Origin of the sequence: Ureibacillus sinduriensis BLB-1 = JCM 15800 (assembly GCF_000772955.1) — a bacterium.
Lineage (GTDB): Bacteria > Bacillota > Bacilli > Bacillales_A > Planococcaceae > Ureibacillus > Ureibacillus sinduriensis.
Window position 1 is genome coordinate 616576 of sequence record NZ_JPVO01000055.1, and the last position, 18112, is coordinate 634687.

General features: G+C 39.7%; 17 protein-coding genes. 12 read left to right on the forward strand and 5 right to left on the reverse strand.

The genetic code is table 11. The features are described 5' to 3' along the window. Positions 1-8: 8 nt before the first annotated feature. Genes CD33_RS18850 through rbsB form a run of 3 tightly spaced genes read left to right on the forward strand, consistent with a single transcriptional unit; the run spans position 9 to position 3365 of the window. Positions 9-1505, forward strand: a complete 1497-nt coding sequence (locus tag CD33_RS18850; RefSeq protein ID WP_036203818.1) for a sugar ABC transporter ATP-binding protein — start codon at positions 9-11, stop codon at positions 1503-1505. After that, the gene (gene rbsC, locus CD33_RS18855; protein WP_052130341.1) at positions 1471-2433 is read left to right on the forward strand and encodes a ribose ABC transporter permease; all 963 of its coding nucleotides are present in this window, start codon (positions 1471-1473) and stop codon (positions 2431-2433) included. The genes CD33_RS18850 and rbsC overlap by 35 nt, the downstream gene beginning before the upstream one ends. A 14-nt stretch (positions 2434-2447) precedes the next feature. After that, positions 2448-3365, forward strand: coding sequence for a ribose ABC transporter substrate-binding protein RbsB (gene rbsB / locus CD33_RS18860; RefSeq protein WP_036203823.1), 918 nt, complete (start codon positions 2448-2450; stop codon positions 3363-3365). A 53-nt stretch (positions 3366-3418) separates the two neighbouring features. Here rbsB and CD33_RS18865 read toward each other — a convergent pair whose 3' ends face one another. Beyond that, positions 3419-3847, reverse strand: coding sequence for a DoxX family protein (locus tag CD33_RS18865; protein WP_036203827.1), 429 nt, complete (start codon positions 3845-3847; stop codon positions 3419-3421). Positions 3848-4536: 689 nt separating this feature from the next. On the opposite strand from CD33_RS18865, the gene CD33_RS18870 reads away from it, so the two are divergent. Then, positions 4537-5160 (forward strand): HD domain-containing protein, encoded by a 624-nt coding sequence (locus CD33_RS18870; protein WP_036203829.1) that lies wholly within the window; start codon positions 4537-4539, stop codon positions 5158-5160. A 65-nt stretch (positions 5161-5225) separates the two neighbouring features. Here CD33_RS18870 and CD33_RS18875 read toward each other — a convergent pair whose 3' ends face one another. Beyond that, positions 5226-5771, reverse strand: coding sequence for a transcriptional regulator (locus CD33_RS18875; protein ID WP_036203831.1), 546 nt, complete (start codon positions 5769-5771; stop codon positions 5226-5228). 118 nt (positions 5772-5889) lie between these two features. On the opposite strand from CD33_RS18875, the gene CD33_RS18880 reads away from it, so the two are divergent. From CD33_RS18880 to CD33_RS18900, 5 genes are all read left to right on the forward strand, one after another. Next, positions 5890-6129, forward strand: a complete 240-nt coding sequence (locus CD33_RS18880; protein ID WP_036203833.1) for a PLD nuclease N-terminal domain-containing protein — start codon at positions 5890-5892, stop codon at positions 6127-6129. After that, positions 6126-7031, forward strand: a complete 906-nt coding sequence (locus tag CD33_RS18885; protein ID WP_036203837.1) for an ABC transporter ATP-binding protein — start codon at positions 6126-6128, stop codon at positions 7029-7031. The genes CD33_RS18880 and CD33_RS18885 overlap by 4 nt, the downstream gene beginning before the upstream one ends. Next, positions 7028-7816: a DUF2705 family protein gene (locus CD33_RS18890; RefSeq protein WP_036203840.1), complete on the forward strand. Its 789-nt coding sequence runs from the start codon at positions 7028-7030 to the stop codon at positions 7814-7816. The genes CD33_RS18885 and CD33_RS18890 overlap by 4 nt, the downstream gene beginning before the upstream one ends. 193 nt (positions 7817-8009) lie before the next feature. Next, positions 8010-9896, forward strand: coding sequence for an ABC-F family ATP-binding cassette domain-containing protein (locus CD33_RS18895; protein ID WP_036203844.1), 1887 nt, complete (start codon positions 8010-8012; stop codon positions 9894-9896). A gap of 12 nt (positions 9897-9908) precedes the next feature. Further along, positions 9909-11021, forward strand: a complete 1113-nt coding sequence (locus tag CD33_RS18900; RefSeq protein WP_036203847.1) for a conserved virulence factor C family protein — start codon at positions 9909-9911, stop codon at positions 11019-11021. Between the two features lie 359 nt (positions 11022-11380). On the opposite strand, the gene CD33_RS18905 is transcribed toward CD33_RS18900, so the two are convergent. The 3 genes from CD33_RS18905 to CD33_RS18915 form a co-directional block, all read right to left on the reverse strand. Next, positions 11381-12250, reverse strand: a complete 870-nt coding sequence (locus tag CD33_RS18905; protein WP_036203850.1) for a DMT family transporter — start codon at positions 12248-12250, stop codon at positions 11381-11383. A gap of 116 nt (positions 12251-12366) precedes the next feature. Beyond that, on the reverse strand, positions 12367-12765 hold the full coding sequence (locus CD33_RS18910; RefSeq protein WP_036203853.1) for a hypothetical protein: 399 nt from the start codon (positions 12763-12765) through the stop codon (positions 12367-12369). A 133-nt stretch (positions 12766-12898) separates the two neighbouring features. Further along, positions 12899-14056 (reverse strand): ROK family protein, encoded by a 1158-nt coding sequence (locus tag CD33_RS18915; protein WP_036203855.1) that lies wholly within the window; start codon positions 14054-14056, stop codon positions 12899-12901. 135 nt (positions 14057-14191) lie between these two features. Here CD33_RS18915 and xylF point away from each other — a divergent pair, with 135 nt between their 5' ends. The 3 genes from xylF to CD33_RS18930 all read left to right on the forward strand — a co-directional run bounded on the left by xylF (position 14192) and on the right by CD33_RS18930 (position 18098). Further along, complete coding sequence (gene xylF, locus CD33_RS18920) at positions 14192-15280, forward strand: D-xylose ABC transporter substrate-binding protein (RefSeq protein WP_036203859.1); 1089 nt, start codon at positions 14192-14194, stop codon at positions 15278-15280. 144 nt (positions 15281-15424) lie between these two features. After that, the gene (locus CD33_RS18925) at positions 15425-16948 is read left to right on the forward strand and encodes a xylose ABC transporter ATP-binding protein (protein ID WP_036203862.1); all 1524 of its coding nucleotides are present in this window, start codon (positions 15425-15427) and stop codon (positions 16946-16948) included. A 13-nt stretch (positions 16949-16961) separates the two neighbouring features. Beyond that, positions 16962-18098 carry a sugar ABC transporter permease gene (locus tag CD33_RS18930; RefSeq protein WP_052130360.1) on the forward strand — a complete coding sequence of 379 codons (1137 nt, stop codon included), beginning with the start codon at positions 16962-16964 and terminating at the stop codon, positions 18096-18098. The last annotated feature ends 14 nt before the right edge of the window (positions 18099-18112 follow it).

Below are 18112 nucleotides of genomic sequence, written 5' to 3' on the forward strand. Positions count from 1 at the left end.
GAAGTTGCATGATTCAAATGTCAGGCATAACGAAAGCATTTAATGGAAATGTCGTATTGGAAAATGTTCAGTTTGAATTAGCTAACGGCGAAATCCATGCGCTTATGGGTGAAAATGGTGCAGGGAAATCTACGATGATGAAAATCTTAAGCGGCATCTACTCTAAGGATGCCGGAGAAATAAAAGTGGATGGAGAGGCAGTTCAACTTAAATCACCCAAGGATGCAGAAAAACTTGGAATTATCGTGATTCATCAGGAACTCAATATGCTGCCTGATTTAACAGTTGCACAAAACTTATTTCTAGGCAAAGAACTTACATACGGGAAGACCGGTATTTTAAAGAACCGACAGATGGAAAAGGAAGCTGCAGAGCTTCTCTCCAAACTTGGGCTGGATATCAATCCTCGTACACGCACAGGAGATTTATCGGTAGGGAAACAGCAAATCATCGAGATTGCCAAAGCCATTGCAAGCGATGCTAAATATATCGTTATGGATGAACCGACAGCTGCCTTGACCGATCGGGAAATTGAAACATTATTTAGAACCATTCACGAACTAAAAGCAAAAGGAATTTCATTTGTTTATATTTCACACCGAATGGAAGAAATTTTTGCGATTTGCGATCGCATTACGATTTTACGCGATGGTCAATATGTGGGTGTGCGAAATATTCCGGAAACGAATTTCGATGAGATTGTGGCAATGATGGTTGGCCGTGAGCTTGGAGAACGGTTCCCGGAGAGAAATTGTGCTATTGGCAAAACGAAATTAGAAGTGCGTAACCTTACTGTAAATGGTTCATTCCAAGATATATCGTTCAAGCTGCGAAGAGGGGAAGTTCTTGGTGTAGCTGGTTTGATGGGGGCAGGACGTACTGAGGTTGCTCAAACCATTTTCGGCTATCGAAAAGCAAATAACGGTGAGATCTTCATTGATGGGCAGAAAGTTAGCATTAAATCACCAATCGATGCCATGAAGTACGGAATTGGTTTTGTTACTGAAGACCGAAAAACGGAGGGCTTGGTTCTTGATTTCTCGATAAAAGACAATATAACCTTAGCCAACCTTGAAAAGTGTTCTTCTTCCGGAATTGTCAAAAACGAAGAAGAAAACAGAATGGTTGCGAAATATATAGAGGATTTAAAAATCAGAACTTCAGGCCCGAATCAGAGTGCAAAATCTTTGAGTGGAGGTAATCAGCAAAAGGTCGTCATTGCAAAATGGCTTGGAACTGATCCAGAGGTCTTGATATTGGACGAACCTACACGCGGGGTAGATATCGGTGCCAAAAAGGAAATCTATCATATTATCAACCAACTTGCCGAAGCAGGCGTGGCCATATTGATGATTTCATCCGAATTACCAGAAGTAATTGGAATGGCGGACCGTGTCATTGTCATGAAAGAAGGCAATTTAACGGGTGAAGTAAACAAAGAAAAAATGACTCAAGAGGTCATTATGCAATATGCAACAGGAGGAGAAAAAGGTGTCCAATTATAAATCAAAGGAATTAGTCTCTAAACTTGGACCACTATTTGGTTTAATTTTATTGATTATCGTTGTTTCAATTTTAAATCCAAGCTTCTTATCAATCGCTAATATATTCAATGTTCTACGTCAAGTTTCAATTAGTGCGATCATTGCCTTCGGTATGACATTCGTTATCCTGACAGGTGGAATTGATCTGTCAGTCGGTTCAACCCTGGCCTTAACTGGTGCTATTGCAGCCAGCCTACTTTCGAGCGGGATGGATCCATTTTTGACAATGGGCATTGCATTAATCATCGGTTTGATCTTGGGTGCAATCAATGGTGTGATTATCACAAAAGGGAAGGTTGCTCCATTTATTGCAACACTGGCAACAATGACGGTTTATCGAGGTCTAACCCTCGTTTATACGGATGGTCGGCCTATTTCTAAACTGGGCGATCACTACTCGTTTCAATTATTTGGAAAAGGGTATTTTTTAGGATTCCCCGTACCGGTTGTAACGATGGTTATTGCATTCATCGTTCTTTATTTCATTTTACAAAAAACAACTTTCGGACGCCGAGTGTATGCAGTGGGTGGTAATGAAGAAGCTGCAAAACTATCAGGCATTAATGCTGACCGGGTGAAGATTGCTGTTTATGCAATCACTGGGTTGTTGGCATCACTTGCAGCGTTAATTTTAACTTCCCGCTTAAATTCAGCCCAGCCTACAGCAGGGGAATCGTATGAGCTAGATGCAATTGCGGCCGTCGTGTTGGGAGGTACAAGCCTAAATGGCGGGAAAGGCTGGATTTTTGGTACGCTAATCGGTGCTTTGATTATTGGTGTGTTAAATAACGGTATGAACTTGATAGGGGTTTCTTCTTTCTGGCAACAGGTAGTTAAAGGGATCGTTATCTTAATCGCTGTCCTAATGGATCGCAAAAAAACGGCTTAAGGAGAACAGTATATATGAAAAAATTTGCGTTATTGCTTGTTGCAATGGTGACACTGGTTCTTTCAGCGTGTTCAATGGAGTCTCCATTTTTAGAAAATGCAAAAGAGAATACAACAGATGGAAATGCTTCATTTAAAATAGGTTTCTCTATTTCAACATTAAACAACCCTTTCTTTGTTACTTTAAGCGAAGGGGCAAAAGCGAATGCACAGGAACAAGGTGCAGAAATTTCAATAGTGGATGCCCAGGATGATGCATCCAAGCAAGCATCTGACGTAGAGGATTTGATTCAACAAGGTGTGGATATGATCCTGATTAACCCGGTAGATTCTGCAGCGGTAGGATCTGCGGTAGAATCTGCCAACGCGGCAGGGATCCCGGTCATTACAGTCGATCGTTCGGCAGAAAGTGGTGAAGTAGTTTCACATATTGCCTCCGATAACGTGGCAGGCGGTGTTTTAGCTGGGGAATACTTGCTAGAATTAGTCGGTGAAGGTTCAAAGGTTGCCATGCTGGAAGGGACTGCCGGTTCGTCGGCAGCTCGCGATCGAGGGGAAGGATTCCTGACGGCAGTGGAAGGCAAAGTAGATTTAGTCTCCAGCTTGACAGCCAATTTTGATCGCGGTGAAGGCTTGACGGTAATGGAAAATATGCTTCAAGCAAATCCAGGGATACAAGCCGTCTTTGCACAAAATGACGAGATGGCATTGGGAGCTTTGGAGGCAATTGAAGCTACCGGAAAAGCGATCAAAGTAATTGGATTTGATGCAACGGACGATGCGATTGCAAAGGTAGAGGAAGGTAAACTTGCTGCAACAGTTGCCCAAAAACCGGAAGAAATCGGGAAAGCAGCGATCGAAACAGCGGTTGCCTATTTGAATGGCGAAACAGTAGAGGAATTTGTTCCAGTTGAATTAGAGTTAATAAAATAAAGCAAAAACTGCAGTTTCAATTGTGAAATACAATTAGAGCTGCAGTTTTTTATTTAGTCCCGAAATTGTATTTTTCCTTTCCCTTTTGAACTCTTGTCTTTTTCGGCAAATAACTGATCGAGTGATACTAGATTGCTACCAGCAAATAGAAGGTATAAAGCCATTGCAATCAATGCTACATTAAATTCATAGCCATTCAAAAAACCATGGTCAAACTTTACAAAGATAATCGCCCCGACCATTACCGAGCTTAGCAGAAACGAAACAAAACGAACGGAAAACCCGATGATCAAAAAGAATCCTCCAAGTAGTTCAATTCCGGCTACCCCAAATCCAGCAATTTCGGCATAAGGAATACCGTATTCATCAAACTTGGTAATAGTTTCGGAAATCCCTTCTTTGAACTTCATAAATCCATGGTATAAAAAAATCCCCCCCAATACAATTCTCAGAACAAAGCCGCCAACTTCATTTTTCCGCATTACTGAAACTCCCCTCCAACACTTCTTTTTACTATCATATTGCGGCTCGTCCCAATATAACACTGCTTAAGTAAAATAGTTTCGGAAATTGAGGCATAGCAGGAGCTAGTTATTATGAGGGAAGCGCGCTCATAGGAAGGGAGATTCGCTCCTAGCGAGGGAAGGCGCTCATAAAAAAGAGAAAAGCGCTCGTAAAATGAGAAAAGTCGCCCGAAAGGAAGAAAAATTCGCCCGTAACGAGGGAAGGCGCTCATAAAAAAGAGAAAACCGCTCGTAAAATGAGAAAAGTCGCCCGAAAGGAAGAGGGATACGCTAGTAGCGAGAGGAGGCGCTCATAAAGAAGAGAAAAGCGCTCGTAAAAAGAGAAAAGCCGCCCGAAAGGAAGAAAAATTCGCCCGTAACGAGGGAAGGAACTCATAAAAAAGAGAAAACCGCTCGTAAAAAGAGAAGAGTCGCCCGAAAGGAAGAAAAATACGCTCGTAACAAGTGAAGGGGCTCATAAAAAAGAAAAAAGCGCTCGTAAAAAGAGAAAAGCCGCCCGAAAGGAAGAGAAATTCGCCCGTAAAAAGAAAAAACCCGCTCATAGTAAATTGAACTAGTAAGTGGATCCTCACTAGTATACCGAAAAGTTCCTAGTATAGCACTTTATCTTTATTCTATTTATAATAGAAACAATAGGAGTGATAAATATGATTAATCAACTTAAAGTTGCGGTTCAAGAAATTTATGACCAATTTGATGCGAGTCATGATTTTCAACATATCGAGAGAGTTCTCCAAAATGCCGAAAGCATCCTTGAAACAGAGCCGGGAGCAAATCAAGAAATTGTCCGAATTGCTGTCCTGTTGCATGATGTGAGTGATAAGAAATATACCGATTCGAAAGAAAATGAAGATGCACTACTAAACTCGTTGAATCTTTCAGATAGTCAAAAGCAACAGATCAAGGAAATCATTGAAAGTGTTTCATTCAACGGGGGGAATGAAGTTGCTGCAAAATCAATAGAAGCTAAAATAGTAAGGGATGCAGATCGATTAGATGCAATAGGGGCAGTTGGAATCGCGCGGACATTTGCCTATGGCGGGGCAAAGGGCAGAAAACTATATGATGATGCGGAAGAAGTGCGTGTTCAGATGTCTGAAGAAGATTACCGTTCAAAAAGTACAGCTTCTGTTACCCATTTTTATGAAAAGCTTCTTTTATTAAAAGATTTAATGACTACGGAAAAAGGGAAGCAGATGGCTGAAGAACGCCACGCATTTATGGTTGCTTTCCTGCAACAGCTAAAGAATGAAAGAGACGGCATATCATAATCTATAATAATTTAGGCAATCGATAGTACCTTACTAGAAGTACTTTCAATTGCCTATTTTTCATTCTAGACATCTGGAATAATGGTGATGGCGATTGTACGGATGGGCACATTTTCTTCATGTTGCTCTGTTTGATGATGGTAATATTTTTTCATTAACTCGTTTAAATCACTTTGAAATTGAGAAAAATGTTCGTCACTAATCTTAAGCTCCACTAATGAAAAAGTAGCGCCATCTTCCTTAAGTTTTTGTTCCTCAAGTCCTTTCAAATAACTTTGATATTGTGTCAAAAGAGATAATTGATAATAGGAAACATAATTAAGCTTTTCCTCGTTAGAGATTTTTTTCCACTCATCCCCATCCAGGTTTGCTTCTACTTCATTCAAAGCATAATACTTCTCTGAAACAGATTTCACTTTTTTCTCATTAATTACGTGGATGATATGTGAGTCGACCAAAATTTGTATATGCCTATATAGGGTTGCTTGTGGTACATCTTTAATGATTTTGACCATTTCCAATGGTGTAAGGCCAGTTTCCTTATTTCGCATTAAAGCTTGGCAGATTTTCATTCTTACCGGATGCATTAAAATATCAACTTTATTCGTCATAATTTTCACCCAATTAACTAATTATTTTAATCTCATTATAAAAAATGAGAATAGACATTGCAAATATTACCCTTTTTAGTTATCATTATCAATAATGATAATGAAAAGAGGTGCAGAAATGCAATTACACTACGGTTTAGATGATTTAAAAAACATTAATTTTATGGACTTTCTTCCGGTAATACTTCCTTTTATTGCAATCGGTATGTTTTTAGTAGTCTTTGCTTTACAGGATTTATATCGGCATAGAAAATCAAGGGAAAATATTCTTTTATGGACGATTGTGATTCTATTTGTCAATACACTAGGAGCTATACTCTATTTCGTTGTAGGCAGAAAGGAAAGTGGCAGATCATGAAATTGGAAATAAAAAATGTGGCGAAAGCCTACAAAAACAAAAAAGTTGTCAATAACTTCAATATGGAGATGCGAACGGGTGAATGCGTCGGTTTAATCGGTCCGAATGGGGCAGGTAAATCAACACTCATTAAAATGATTGCGGATATCATCAAACCCGATAATGGCGAAATTATCCTCAATGGAACTAAAATAACCAATATGAAAAAAGAGATTGGATATTTGCCGCAATACCCCGCTTTTTATAATTGGATGACTGCCAAAGAAACGCTGGAATTTATGGGTCAGCTTTCTTGCGTGAAAAAAGCAGAACTAACCTTGCGTATACCGGAAATTTTAAGAAAAGTAGGGTTGCACGGTGCCCAAAATGATAAAGTGGGTACTTTTTCCGGAGGGATGAAGCAAAGACTCGGTATTGCACAGGCACTCCTGCATAAGCCATCTCTCGTCATCATGGATGAGCCGGTATCGGCATTGGATCCAATTGGCAGAAGGGAAGTTTTGAACATAATACAAGATATAAAAAAAGAAACAACCATCTTATTTTCAACCCATATCCTGAACGATGCAGAGGAAATTTGCGAACGGTTCGTGGTTATGAAAGAGGGACTGAAATTGGAGGATACTACCACATCCCAGCTCATTTATCGTCAGAATGAAGACCGGTTAAGCTTGGAACTTGCCACCAATGATCTAGTGTGGATTGACATCGTGAAAACTTTGCCTTATGTGAAAGAGGTAAAGGTCATGGGAAAGCGACTTGAAATCATGGTGGAGAATCTCTCTAACAATAAAAAACAGTTATTAAGCAATGCCATTGAACATAACGTCGACATTATGAGGTTCGAAATTCGAAGAGATACACTAGAAGAAATATTCCTGAAAATGGTGGTGAGTGAATGAATGCAGGCATCTTGCTTATAAAAAAAGAATTTGTTCAAATGGCTCGAGATTTGAGAATGGTTTGGCTGCCCATTGTTTTTATCCTTTTGGGTTGTACTCAACCGATTATCACCTACTATCTGCCAACAATATTGGAGGCACTGGGAGGTGGGCAAGGAATAACGATCGATTCGAGCGCAATCAGCCAAGAGGGCGGGGAGGTATTAGCAAGTACGCTTGGGTCCCAATTCGATCAGCTCGGTATCATCATTCTTGTAGTTGCATTGATGGGGATTATTCAGTCGGATAAATCAAATGGCATGTTGGCATTCATATTAACAAGGCCAGTTTCGATATCTTCATATTTATTTGGTAAAGTTGTATCGAATTATATAGTGGTTGTACTGAGTGTGACAATCGGGTTTTTTGTTTCTTATTTATATGTAAATAGTTTATTTACAATGGTTCCGTTTTCACATTTTTTGATAGCTCTGCTACTTTATTTATTATGGGTTCTATTTCTAGTTGCCTTCACCTTGATGATAAGTGCGATTTTTAGGAGCCAAGGAATAATCGCATTAATTTCGATCATCTTCCTTACAGGATGCAGAATAATCGTTAATTTCATTCCTGCTATTGATGTTATTAATCCGGCAAGTTTGAGTAAACATGCCTCGGAAGTACTTGCTACAGGAACTTTTAATACTAGTGTCATCATTATCGTATTCGTTGAGTTCATTTGGATTTTAGTATTATTTTCAATAACGAACTATTGGATTTCTTTGAAGAAAATTGATTACGATTGAGCTAAAATAGGTACCTCTTGAAATCCTCCATAATAATAGCCAATTTTATATAATGCTAATCAATGCACTATTTTGTAAAAATCAATTATAATGAAGGAGAAAAACTAGCCATTATAGTAGGTTTATATAAAATTGGCGTTTAACTTGTAAAGTGCAAATTTTACAAAAAGCCTAAAGGAAAGAGAAGGATTTCATGAGCCATTTAATTGTTTCAAATTTAACAAAGACCGTCGGCGATAAAACGCTATTTGAAAATATCGAGTTTACTATTTATGAGGGAGAACGTGCTGGGTTGATCGGTATTAACGGGACGGGGAAATCAACATTGCTGTCCATTTTGGCAGGACAACAGGATGCCGATACGGTGGATATGGATCACCCGAATAAATATCGTATTTCTCACCTTCCACAAGATCCTCAATTCAAAGAGGGGGAGACTGTATTACAAGCGGTTTTTTCCGGCAATTCTCCCATCCTGCAATTAAACAGGCAGTATGAGGATACTCTAACAGAGCTATCCAAAAATCCCGATTCGGTAGATTTGCAAAATCAATTGTTTCGCCTGCAACAGCAAATGGACAACGACAAAGCATGGGATGTGAATGCGCTCGCAAAACAAGCTCTGACCAAATTAGGTATTGATATGTATGATCGACAAGTAACGACTCTTTCAGGTGGGCAACAAAAACGGGTTGCATTGGCAAAAGTGCTGATTGAACCGGCTGACCTATACTTACTTGATGAACCGACGAACCATCTGGATGTGCAGTCCACGGAATGGTTGCAAGAAATGGTGATGCGCATAAAAGGTGCGGTTATTTTCATTACCCATGATCGTTACTTTTTGGATGAAATTTCAACACATATTTATGAACTTGCCAACCAAACACTGTACCGTCATACAGGAAACTATGCAGACTATCTAGAGTCGCGGGCAATACGTGAGGAAATGCATGCAGCAACCCAGGACAAATTAAGAAACCGTTATCGTTCCGAGCTGAAATGGATTCGCCGTGGTGCTAAAGCACGTACGACGAAACAAAAAGCGAGAATCCAACGCTTCGAAGAATTAGATACCAAGATTGAACGCGGTTCGAATGATGCTAACCTGGAACTATCCCTTGCAACGTCACGTCTTGGAAAAAAAGTAATTGAAGGTGAACAACTATCAAAAACTTTCGGCGAGCGTGTTATCCTAAAAGACTTTAACTTTTTATTGCAGCAAGGAGATCGTATAGGGATTATCGGTGCCAATGGCTACGGGAAATCGACATTATTGAATATACTTGCAGGCGAATTGGAGCCAGATGCAGGGGAAGTAATTGTTGGTTCCACAGTAAAAAGGGCACATTTTAAACAAGTGGTCCCTGCCATGATCGAAAATGAACGGATTATTGAATATATCCGAGAAGCTTCCAATGATATAACGGATGCCCAAGGCGTTCGATATTCCGCAGCACAAATGCTTGAACGATTTTTATTCCCGCTACATACCCATGGCACACCAATCGGAAAATTATCGGGTGGAGAACGGAAACGACTTCATTTATTACGATTACTAATGGAACAGCCAAATGTTTTATTGCTGGATGAGCCTACCAATGATTTAGATATTGAAACACTGGGCGTTCTGGAAGATTTTATTGAACATTTCCCTGGGGTTATACTGACGATTTCCCATGACCGTTTCTTCCTGGACCGAATCGCGAAAAAGCTTTGGATATTGGATGGACAAGGGAATGTAGAAGAAAGCCTGGATATATACAGTGATTATTTGGAAAAGCAACAACACACCCAAAAAGAGGAAGCAAAAGAAGTAAAGGTTGAGAAGCCAAAAACACAAAAAGTAAAAAGCGAAAAGAAAAAGCTGTCCTTCAAAGAGCAGAAAGAATGGGAAACGATTTCAGATACAATCGCCAAAGTGGAAGAAGAGATTGAAGCTGCTGAGGAAGGCATCGGTTCGGCAGGTGCTGACTATACGAAACTTCAACTACTAACGGAAAAACTGGATGAATTAAATAAAGAATATGAACGGCTAATTGAAAGATGGACGTATTTAGACGACATCGTGAATGGGTAGGAGAGGATTAGTATGAAAATCGTTACAATCGAACCGACACCAAGTCCGAATTCGATGAAAGTTGTGGTCAACGAAGAACTGCCATTTGGAAAGGCATATAATTATACAAAGGAAAACGCAGAAGGTGCCCCAGAACAAATTCAGGAGATTTTAGCCATTGAAGGAGTAAAAGGCGTTTACCACGTTGCTGACTTCTTGGCGGTAGAACGAATCGCAAAATTTCAATGGGAACCCATTTTATCAAGTGTGGGAGCGGTATTGGGCGAAAAAGGCGGGCATCATACACAAGAGGTGCAAGCAGATGACCATTTTGGTGAAGTGTTTGTTCACGTACAGATGTTTAGAGGCCTCCCGCTTCAAGTAAAAGTATTTGATTCGGCGCTTGAGCATCGGGTATCTGCAGGGGAGCGTTTTGTCGAAGCATTCCAAAAAATAGAAGTCGACAAATTCGATGACAATTATCTCCTTGAACGCAAGTGGGTGGATTTCGGTGTGCGTTATGGCGAAAAAGAAGATATTGCAAAAGAAATTATTGAAGAAATAAATGCGACATATCCAGAAGATAGAGTCGCTCAAATCATCGAAGGAGCCAGCAAAAAAAATACAGTCACACTTGAAAGAGAAAAAGTTACATTGGCACAGTACTTGGCTTCTGAAGACTGGCAAAAACGGTATCAATTATTAGACCAACTACCTGACCCGCAAAGTGACGACTTGCCATTGCTCGAAAAAGCATTGGAAGATGAGCAAATGTCAATCCGCCGTTTGGCAACTGTCTATTTAGGAATGGTTGAAGATGTAGCGGTTGTACCATATTTAGCGCGCGCGTTAAAAGACAAAAGCTCCGCAGTGCGCCGTACAGCGGGAGATTGCATGAGTGACTTGGGCTTTGTTGAATTTGAGCCTTTCATGATTGAAGCGTTAAAGGATAAAAATAAGCTTGTCCGTTGGCGCGCGGCAATGTACCTTTTTGAGACGGGAACAGAAAACTGTCTTCCTGCGTTACGTGAGGCAGAAGATGACAAAGAATTTGAAGTAAAACTTCAAATAAAAATGGCCATTGCCCGCATCGAACAAGGAGAAGAAGCGAAAGGCTCTGTCTGGAAACAAATGACTGATCGATAATCTATTCAGAAGATGAAGAAAAGAGTAATTTTTCTTCATCTTTTTTGTTCCTAAAAATGTTAAGAAGGGATTGAGGTATTGAAAAATACCCTACAAATCAATGTAGGGTGGAGAGTGTAGACAAAGTCGATCTTCGACTTTGTCTACACGTTTTTTTAGGCTATTTCCTTCAATAAAAAACTATTCAGACTGTCTTGAAAACGCTTGGCAGACAAGGCGGGCAGTCGAGTGAAGACCCGAATAGAACAAAATGTTCATGAGGGGACGAACGAGGCAACCAACGCAGGGTGAAAGCGTTTGTCAACAGTCTGTACCCTACAAATAAATGTAGGGTGGAGGCAACTCAATCGAAAAGAAAATTAACCAGCCACTTGTTTTCTTGGCCGAACTGTATAAAATATACTTCCAAAGATGAATAGAATTCCAAGTGCCTGCAATAATGTTGGACTAAATGACAAGAGTACAATATCCAGTAAAATCGCAACAACCGGATCGACAAAAGTAAGAACAGATACTAGAAATGTTGGGAGGCTGCGGATGCTATCGAAGAATAAATAATAGACAAAACCAGTATGTATCAAGCCGGTTCCAACAATATATATCCAATTGGAAGTAGATAAACCATTAAATACTGCAAAATCACAAAAAGGCAAGAGCATGATTATTCCAATTGCTGTCTGGATGAACGTCATGGAATAGGGTGATAAGTTTTGCACCGTTTTACTAGTAATCATTGTTAATGCATAACAGAGTGCAGACAAAAGAGCCCAGAAAAACCCTGAATTCATTAATTGATGAATCGATTGGAAATTCTCTATTCCGACGATTAAAACACTGCCGATGAAACAAACAACCGTTGCGAGGAGCCCTTGAATCGTCATTTTTTCCTTTAAGAAAAGCGTTCCAAATATCAATACAAAGATAGGTGCCAAATTATAGATTGAAATAGTTATGGAGATGGACATTTCTTCAAAAGCTTTAAATAAGAAGACCCAATTCAACACAAGGAAAATTCCACATAGACATGTTTGCAGAACTTCCTTCTTGCTCCAGGCTTCGGTTTTATGACCGCCAGTAAGGAACCACATCGCGCAAAGAAAAAGTGTAGCAAAAATACATCGGACAAACACAAGCTCAACTGCAGGTATGCCGGTGTGAATTGTGAAAAAACCGATGGAGCCAAAAATCGCCATTGCGATTGAAAGCTTTGTGATAGCTGCAACATTCATAAAATTTCCTACTTTCACATTATTATCTTATTAAAATATACCAAATTTTCGCATAAATATTAAGGAAATAAAAAAGTTACCTAAGATAAGCGAATGCCTCCATAGGTAACAATCTTTTAGTTTGATGCAATTAATTTTAATATACTATTGCGTTGTTCATCGCTCTGCTGCTTCCCATCTAGTAGCAACACCCCGACTGTATAGCCTTTTTGATCATCCTCAACCACAAATTGTAAATTGGCCTCTCTACTTTGGCCATTCACTTCACATGTCCCTTTGAATTCAACGACATTATGATTTTTTTGTGTTTTGAAATATACCCATTTACTATTTGTGCATGCATCAGTAAAAGCGTGTTCAAATGATGTTTCAGATTCTTCCATAGGGGATTCTTTTATGTATGTAATATATTCATTGTCCGTAATTTCCTCCTGTGGACCATAAAAGTACCAAAAAATGGCGATGATTGCGATTGGTACTATCCATAATATTGTTCGCTTCGATACATTTTGCATGACAGACCTCTCCCTTACCTTTGTAAGATTATTATAGCAATCAATGCAGTCTATTTCTACGATATGTTGGTATTTTCTGTTTAGGGGAGATTATTTATCTAATATTCTGAAAAGTGAAATAGAAAATATAAAGTTAGCTTGAAGATAGCTCGATGAATTGATCAATAATAAATGTTGCAGCTCCTATCGCGATTGCCTGTCCACGCAGCGAAGAAAATTCTACCGAAACTGTTTCAAAATGGGCGGGATATGTATTGGCTTCAATTGTTTCAAGCAAGGCCAGTTCCACATATCGCTGAGCTTTTGTCATACTATTGCCGATAATGATTTTCTCCGGATTAAATGTGTGTATCAAATTTGTTATTCCAATCCCTATATAGAATCCAATCTCTTGGAACAGTTTTCTGATTTTTTCATTGTTTTCATCTGCATATTGAACCAATTGCTCCAGGGTCAATGATGTTTCATTGATAAGATTTTCAGCTTCTTTGAGCGCAGCATGTTCAGAAGCATAAGCTTCCCAGCATCCTTTTCTGCCGCACGTACAAGTTTTTCCATTCAAATTTAATATGGTATGCCCATTTTCTCCCGAGTACCCGTTATTGCCTTGATATATTTTTCCATTTATGATGATGCCGACTCCCAATCCAATTCCTACACTTAAATAGAGCAGATTATTTGCCTCTTTATTTTGGGTAAATGTAAATTCAGCGTAAGCACCGGCATTTGCCTCATTGCTAATATAGATAGGAAACTGAAATATCTCCTCCAGCATCCTTTTTAATTCGATGTTTTTCCATTGAAGATTCGGTGCATCCAAAACATTGCCGCCTGTATCGATAATCCCTGGAATAGCCATTCCCAGACCTACAATTTGATATGGACATGGGGGTACCTTGTTCATTAATAGATGAATCAAGGAAATGATTCTCTCAAAATAAGTTTCAAAGGCTGCCGAGTGAATGGTTTGAACATCTTCGAAAATTATTTCCCCCCTCAGATTGACAACAACGCCATATATATAGTTAACACCGATATCAACACCTAAAGCAAAGCCGGCTTTCTCATTAAATTTCAGCTTTTTGGAACGTCTGCCACCTGTTGAGGCTTCCTCGCCTGATTCCAGGATCAAATTTTCATCGATCAGTTCATTAACTAGATTCGCAACAGTTGCTTTCTTTAGGCCTGTTTCTTTAATAATATCCCCACGAGAAATATCGGAATGAAGAAATATTTCCTTTAAAATCAATTCTTTATTGAATTTTTTACCGAGCTGTTGATTCCACGACATATGAACACCTCCACAGCTATCATATAAGAAATTTTAAAATGGTACAAGAAAACTTTGTTTATCCGATAGACAAATAGAATGATAGGTGTTATTATTTAGAAAAAATTACATCTATTTAGGGATGGGGGAAATAAAATGGGAAAATGTAAGGGGTTACTTTTAACTTTTTTGCTCGTTATGACAATGATTTTAGCGGCTTGCGGGGAGGATACTGGATCTTCTAGTTCAACATCCAATGAAACTGGCGGGGATAGTGCTTCGGAGTCAAAACTGAAAATAGGTTTATCTGTATCCGATTTGACGCTGGAACGCTGGCAGCACGACCGTGACTTTTTCGTAGCGAAAGCGGAAGAAATGGGAGCGGAGGTAATTGTTCAATCCGCTAATGGTGATGAGGCGGAGCAATTATCGCAAATCCAAAATATGCTTTCTCAAGATTTGGATGCATTGGTGATCATAGCAATCAATTCGGACTCACTATCTACAGTAGTAGAACAAGCAAATGCTGAAGGTGTTCCAGTTTTAGCATACGACCGATTAATCAATGGTGCTGATATCGCAGCTTATGTATCATTTGATAACGTTCGAGTGGGGGAAATGCAAGCAGAGTATTTAGTCAACCTTCAGCCAACCGGCAATTATTTCTTAATGGGTGGTTCACCAACTGACAATAACGCAAAAATGTTCCGTGAAGGACAAATGAATATCATCCAGCCATTGGTGGACAAAGGGGATATTACGATTGTCGGGGACCAATGGGCTAAAGATTGGGATGCAAATGAAGCTCTGAAAATTATGGAAAATGCGTTGACAGCAAACCAAAACAAAATCGATGTCGTTGTGGCTTCCAATGACAATACGGCAGGTGGAGCAATTCAGGCGTTAGATGCACAAGGCTTGGCAGGAAAAGTACTTATTTCTGGACAGGATGCTGATTTGGCTGGTGTGCAAAGAATTGCCGAGGGATTGCAAACAATGACGGTTTATAAACCAATCCAGGCTATTGCCGAAAAGAGTGCGGAAGTTGCTGTCCAACTTGCTAAAGGAGAGGACGTTTCTGCAGATGATACGGTCAATAATGGCCAGGTGGATGTGCCGTTCATCAAGTTGGATCCGATATCGGTGGGCAAAGACGAATTGATGACGACTGTTATTGAGGATGGCTTCCACTCTTACGAAGATGTATATAAAAATGTAGCGGAAAATGAACGTCCCCAAAAATAGAAGTAGCAATTGATTTATACCCTTCAGGGAAAAATCTGTATTATACATGATCAACAAAGAATCACGAATTACAGATTTCTCCCTGAATAAGTAACGGCGGTTCTACAATTGTTAAGGCAAGTCACTTATGAGGGTGGTGGAAAAATGAATGATTTAGTTTTAGAGATGAAGAATATTACAAAGGACTTCTCAGGCATCAAAGCATTGGACAATGTCACATTCTCTGTGAGAAAAGGTGAAATACATGCATTATGCGGGGAAAATGGTGCAGGCAAATCCACATTAATGAAAGTGCTGAGTGGGGTGTACCCTTCAGGGACGTACTCAGGGAGTATCTTTCTAAATAATAAGGAAATGAATTTTAAAAATATTAAAGAATCGCAAGATGCCGGAATAACGATTATTTACCAGGAGTTGGCATTGGTCGGGGAAATGACGGTGGCGGAAAATTTATTTATAGGGCATGATTTAATGCGCGCCCCCATTATCGATTGGAATGAAATTTATCGGCAAGCGATAGTTGCTTTAAAAAGAGTGCGCTTGGATATTGACCCACAAACGAAAGTATCCGATTTAACTGTAGGAAAGCAACAGCTAATAGAAATTGCCAAAGCCTTGACAAAACAGCCGGAAGTATTAATACTCGATGAACCGACAGCAGCTCTAACGGAAAGTGATGTTTCCATCTTGATAAAACTGTTGAATGAACTTCGGGATCAAGGTGTGTCGTGCATTTATATTTCTCACAAATTAAGTGAAGTTTTGGAATTGGCGGACTCTGTTACAATATTACGCGATGGACGGACCATTTCGACGGATGAAATTTCGGAATGTTCTGAAGAGAGCATTATTACGAAAATGGTTGGTCGTGAACTGACTGAATTATTCCCATATGAAGAACGTGAAATAGCAAATGAAGAGGTTTTGCGTGTTGAAAATTACACTTCATATGATAAGTCAGGCAAAAAAATAGTTTCTGATATTAATTTTAATGTAAAAAAGGGAGAAATAGTGGGGTTTTCGGGTTTGATGGGTGCTGGTCGTTCTGAACTATTCATAAGTTTGTTCGGCGGAATGAATGGAAAAAAAGAAGGCACTGTCAAAATTGATGGCAAGACCACGAATATTAAGTCCCCTGCAAATGCGATCTCAGAAGGCTTGGCATATGTTTCGGAAGATCGGAAACGTTACGGGCTCATTTTGGGAATGGATATTACAAAAAATACAACATTAATTGCATTGAATAAAGTAATGAAGCTGAATATTATCGACAAAGCCCTTGAAGTCAATGCAGCACAGCAGATAACGGAGCGCATGAAATTAAAGGCCGCAAATTTGGATATCGAGGTAGGGAAGCTGAGTGGAGGGAATCAGCAAAAAATAGTTTTAAGCAAATGGATCATGAATAATCCAAAACTATTAATCTTGGATGAGCCTACACGGGGCATCGATGTGGGGGCCAAGTATGAAATCTATAAAATCATAAATGAGCTTGCCCAACAGGGTGTAGGGATTGTTTTAATCTCTTCGGAGCTTCCTGAAGTTCTGGGTATGTCAGATCGTGTGATTGTGATGAGTGAAGGAAAGATTACAGGGGAGCTTTCAAGAAAAGAAGCTACACAGGAAAAAATTATGGTGTGTGCAACAGGAGGCGGAAGTCGTGGCTAATGCTAATCCAGCGATGGAAAAGGGAAGTAGATTATCTTTTAAATTAGATTTGCAATCGTATACATTAATCCTGGCCTTAATTATTATCGCAATTATTTTTAGTGTATTTACTGGTGGGGAGTTTTTATCATCCCGCAACTTATCTAATCTATTTACGCAAATGTCGGTAATAGCTGTATTGGCAATCGGGATGACTTTAGTGATTGTAGCGGGTCACATTGACTTGTCTGTAGGATCGATAGTTGGTCTTACTGGAGGGATAGCCGCTATGTTGCAAGTTTGGCAAGGTTGGAGTACTCCACTTGTTGTCCTTGCTGCGATAATTATTGGGGCACTTATTGGTCTATGGCAAGGATGGTGGGTTGCATACCGTGCTGTGCCTGCATTTATCGTCACTCTGGGCGGGATGTTGATATTTCGGGGTATATTGATCGGTTTATCGGATGGTCAAACCATCTCGTCCTTGGATCCAAGTTTCAAAAATATTGGCACAAAATACTTACCATATTTGCCGGGCTACGTTATCGTAGCAATCGCTATCGTGTTGCTCGTTGCTTTTACGATGAACAGCCGCAAAAGCAAAAAAAATATGGGACTCTTACTAATGCCGGCAATGGTTGATTACGGTAAGGTTGTCATTTATTCAGTAATATTGATCGCGATTACTTACATGCTGAATCGCTATTATGGCGTTCCCGTGCCATTTTTAATTGTCATAATCGTAGCACTGGCATTTGTTTTCATCACAAATAAAACAGCATTCGGGCGGCGTATCTATGCCATCGGCGGCAACCCGGAAGCAGCTGCTTTGTCAGGCATTAATATTAAAAAAAATACACTAAGCGTTTTCATCATCATGGGTGCTCTGGCGGGTGTGGCAGGGGTGCTGTTAACGGCAAGACTGAATGCGGCGACAGTTTCTGCGGGAGATAGCTATGAGCTTGATGCCATAGCTGCGTGTGTTATTGGCGGAACAAGTCTAATGGGCGGTAAAGGAAAAATCATAGGTGCTTTAATAGGTGCACTAATTATGGCGAGTATTGATAACGGAATGTCTATGATGAACATTGGGGCATTCTGGCAGTATATCGTGAAAGGTCTAATTTTAATATTGGCAGTATGGGTAGATATCGTATCCAAAAATAAATAATTTGGGGGAATTGT